Here is a 3,433-nt window from a genome sequence, read left to right as displayed (position 1 = left end):
CCCTCCAAGCAATAAAATAATAAGGAGGATAATCAGAAGCGTGGTGAAATCCATGATAGGCCTCCACTATAAAGGACCAACTTATTGTCTGTCAGTTCAAACAACGAGGTAAGGGGTTCAATTGTTCCGAATCCTAACCGCGTGACTTGGCGCTCGCCAACATCGGTCGCAGGCCCGTGCAGCTCATGCAGTGTTCGTTTATCGAAACCGTTGGATCGATTGAATGGGCACTATCAGATTGTCACTTCTTGCCGTCGGAGATGCTTTCCCGCGACCAATCGCCTGGCGATTGGATAATCGATGACCTGTTTGGTAGCGCCGTAAAAGCATCGATTCATGTCGACCAAACCGGACGCGCCTTCGCCGCCGATCGGTAGGTGCGACCAGTGGGCATCCGAATTAGGGCTGATGCGAGCGATTTTGCGCACGGCGTCAGCGGCAAGTCCGGACTTGATCCCCTGCCTGATTCATTCACGTGATTAGTTGGTGTTGCCACCGTCACTTCGGACAGACGTCCCAAAAACCCGTGATCTTGCAAACGCGTCCGGAGTTTGCGCGGGTTTGGTTGAGAATGCGGGAAGGCCATCCAAGTTAGTTGGGCAATTGTCCGATTCGCCTAGTGGCGATCTCCTCTGCAATCGCCAGAGGCGAACGTCCCTCACGTAGTGCCTGGCCGAGCACTTCGTCCAGAGTTGCGGTTAGCCCGTTAAGTTTCTGAGTGACATAGTCGTCCGGATTGCGCACCCGAAGGATCTCGGCGGCGACGTTGATAATACCTCCAGCGTTGATCACAAAGTCCGGAGCGTAGAGGATGCCTCGGTTTGCCAGGTGGTTGGCGCACGCGGACGTCTCCAGCTGGTTATTGGCCGCGCCTGCGACGACGCGCACGTTCAGTCTGGAAATAGTCGCTTCGTTCAGGATCCCGCCGCCGGCACAGGGAGCAAAGACGTCGGCCTGGACCGTGTAGATTTCCTCCGGCGAAACTGCTAGCACGCCGTACTCACGCTGCGTCTCCGCCAGAAGCGCTGCGTTTAGGTCGGTTATGATCAGATCGGCGCCCGCTTCCCGCAACAGAGCGCAGAGGTTGGACCCGACGTGGCCGAGACCTTGGACGGCTACCGTGCGACCTGCCAAAGCCTCCGAGCCCGTCGTATGTCGCAGCGCGATTTTGATCCCTTCGAATACACCAGCCGCGGTCACGGGCGACGGGTCTCCGCCCGCGAAAGGTCCGGTGGGCAAACCGGCGACGTAGCGAGTGGTGCGTGCCACGACCGCCATGTCATCAGGTCCGACGCCCATATCTTCCGCCGCCCAATAGTGGCCTCCTAATCGATCAACGGCTCGCCCAAACGCCTCAAACAAGGCCTCCGTCTTGTCGCGGTTTGGGTCAGCGATGATTACCGCCTTACCTCCGCCGAGGGGCAAGTCTGCTATCGCATTCTTTAAGGTCATTGCCCGCGAGAGTTCGAGGACGTCATGTAATGCGTCTTCGACACGCCGATAAGGCCTGAGGCGCACACCACCGGCAGCGGGTCCCCGCGCTGTAGAGTGCAGGGCGATGATCGCCCGCAACCCGCTTTCCTCGTCACCCGCGAACACCACCATCTCGTGTCCTGGGAACTCCAACAGGTTCAGCATTGCATAGTCCTTTCTTTTCAGATTCCGCGATGACTACGTCTGGGCTGAAAGCGAGAGTGAGCTGTCGGAACGTGCGATCACGATCATATGCATTCCTCGCGGACATCCTTTCCAAGGGTGCTAGCATGAAACCGGCGCCTGCCCTCATGGATAGTCATATGGATTACTCCGACGGTCCCATCAACCTTACACGCGTTCAAGGTTAAGACCGCGTCCGTCAGAGGCTCAAATTTCGAGGAGAGGACGGTGTGACATCATGGTGTAGGAATGCCGATCTGCTTGATACCTTGACCGGTGGAAAGCGCACGCGTGGTGCCCGCGATCGACGCGCAGCTGTACCAATCTTTGTCACTTCGCAGACGGTACGCGTCTGTCAAATTCAGAAGCGGTAGCGAATCCCGAAAACGTTGGCGTTGGAACCTTCACCCATATTGCCAAATGTTCCGCTTGCACCCGAACGGTGATGCAAGTTCAAGATTCGGGGCGTCGCTCCAGCGTACTGACAGTTCTGGCCCGAGAAATCCAAGAAAAGAGGCGTCGCCGTCGCGTATCTGCTCCCTCCGCTTCTCGATTTCCGTTTCGCCGGTCACAGCTCTAAAGCCTGCCGCAAACGCGGGTGAAATCGCCACGTTGCCGATGACGAGACCCTGATGCTTCACACGCATGCCGGCCCATGCTTCGCCGGATGTATCGTCGTCTGTCCCGCAGCGAATTGCCGCCCCGGCGACGCCTCCCAGAAGAAAGCCTGCACCGAGGTCATAGAAATTCCAGCCGTATGTGACGCCCAGAAGATAGTTTTGTGTGTAATGAGCGCCAAAAATCCGGAGCGCCCCACCGAATGGGTCCTTGGCGAACGGACCACCGTTGCGCCTGGGTACTTCGCCGGGCTTCAGAAAGGGATCCGACGTGGCAAAATATACAAAAGGGGCTTTTTCAGCGGCATTGGACTTATTGATCGGCAATCCTAGAATCAGCGTCCCACAAGCCACTGAAACGACAACCGAGTGACGCCAATTCATGCTTGCCCCCAAATCCGATGAACGAATCAACTCGGTGATGATACGCGCATCGCGTTGGAAGGAATCCCACAACAGCAGCGTACAGCGTACTCGTGTTAGATTTTGCATAGGGTTCTTCGCAGCTGCGACAAGCTTCCTGATCTTTATCCTGTCGAACAGATACGCCGGCGCCGCGTTTGAATTCCGCGCGCTGATTAGTTTGCTATAGGGCCAGTCCAGCCAACTGATCGCGCCGCCTCTACATATTATTTCACCGCTGCCTTGACCGCTCCCGGCCATCCGCTTCGTTTGGATCTTCCCAAACGGCGTGGCGCCCTCGCGTTAGCTTCGCGTCTTCTCTTTTTGCATCCCTAGCTCGGGAAAAGCCAGCATATGGAACCTCAGGCGGGTCTTCTTTGTTCAGTTATTAAAGGAGAATTTTCGGATTGCCGAAACTTCTCATTGAACAAAAGGAGTGTGTAAAATGATCAGAAACCTTATCGCTGCCACGGCATGTGTGGTTCTGATGTCCGGTACAGCATTGAGCCAGACCACGGCTCCGGCACCGGCCGAAACTCCCGCACCGTTAACGATAACCAACAAGGAATTGTTCAAACCTGCGCCGGGCGCTGCGCCGGCAGCGCCAGAGGCTACCGCCATGACGAAAGCTGCGGAAGGCCAGATTCTTGCTGCCGGATTTCTCGGCAAAGCCGTGTACAATGGAGATAGTGACAAAGCGGAATCCATAGGCAAGCTCAATGATCTCGTCATCGGGCCTGACGGTATGGTTCAAACCG

General features: G+C 56.4%; 2 protein-coding genes and 1 pseudogene. 1 reads left to right on the top strand and 2 read right to left on the bottom strand.

Annotation, left to right across the window (positions count from 1 at the left end; all coding sequences use genetic code 11):
- Positions 1–591: 591 nt before the first annotated feature.
- Together AAAC48_RS19295 and AAAC48_RS19290 are read right to left on the bottom strand one after the other, a co-directional pair.
- A complete protein-coding gene (locus tag AAAC48_RS19295) occupies positions 592–1,638 on the bottom strand; it encodes a Glu/Leu/Phe/Val dehydrogenase dimerization domain-containing protein (protein ID WP_340655739.1) in 1,047 nt (348 codons plus the stop codon).
- Between the two features lie 422 nt (positions 1,639–2,060).
- Positions 2,061–2,657 (bottom strand): hypothetical protein, encoded by a 597-nt coding sequence (locus tag AAAC48_RS19290; RefSeq protein ID WP_340655738.1) that lies wholly within the window; start codon positions 2,655–2,657, stop codon positions 2,061–2,063.
- 463 nt (positions 2,658–3,120) lie between these two features.
- On the opposite strand from AAAC48_RS19290, the pseudogene AAAC48_RS19285 reads away from it, so the two are divergent.
- Positions 3,121–3,433, top strand: a pseudogene (locus AAAC48_RS19285) (hypothetical protein); the annotation flags it as partial.

Origin of the sequence: Phyllobacterium sp. (genome assembly GCF_037994405.1) — a bacterium.
Taxonomy (GTDB): Bacteria; Pseudomonadota; Alphaproteobacteria; order Rhizobiales; family Rhizobiaceae; genus Phyllobacterium.
Note: the sequence above shows the minus strand (reverse complement) of the source record. Positions and strands in the feature narration are given on the sequence as shown.

Coding starts and splice junctions, on each gene's coding strand:
- AAAC48_RS19295 (WP_340655739.1), bottom strand. CDS start 1,638: ATGCTGAACCTGTTGGAGTTCCCAGGACACGAGATGGTGGTGTTCGCG.
- AAAC48_RS19290 (WP_340655738.1), bottom strand. CDS start 2,657: ATGAATTGGCGTCACTCGGTTGTCGTTTCAGTGGCTTGTGGGACGCTG.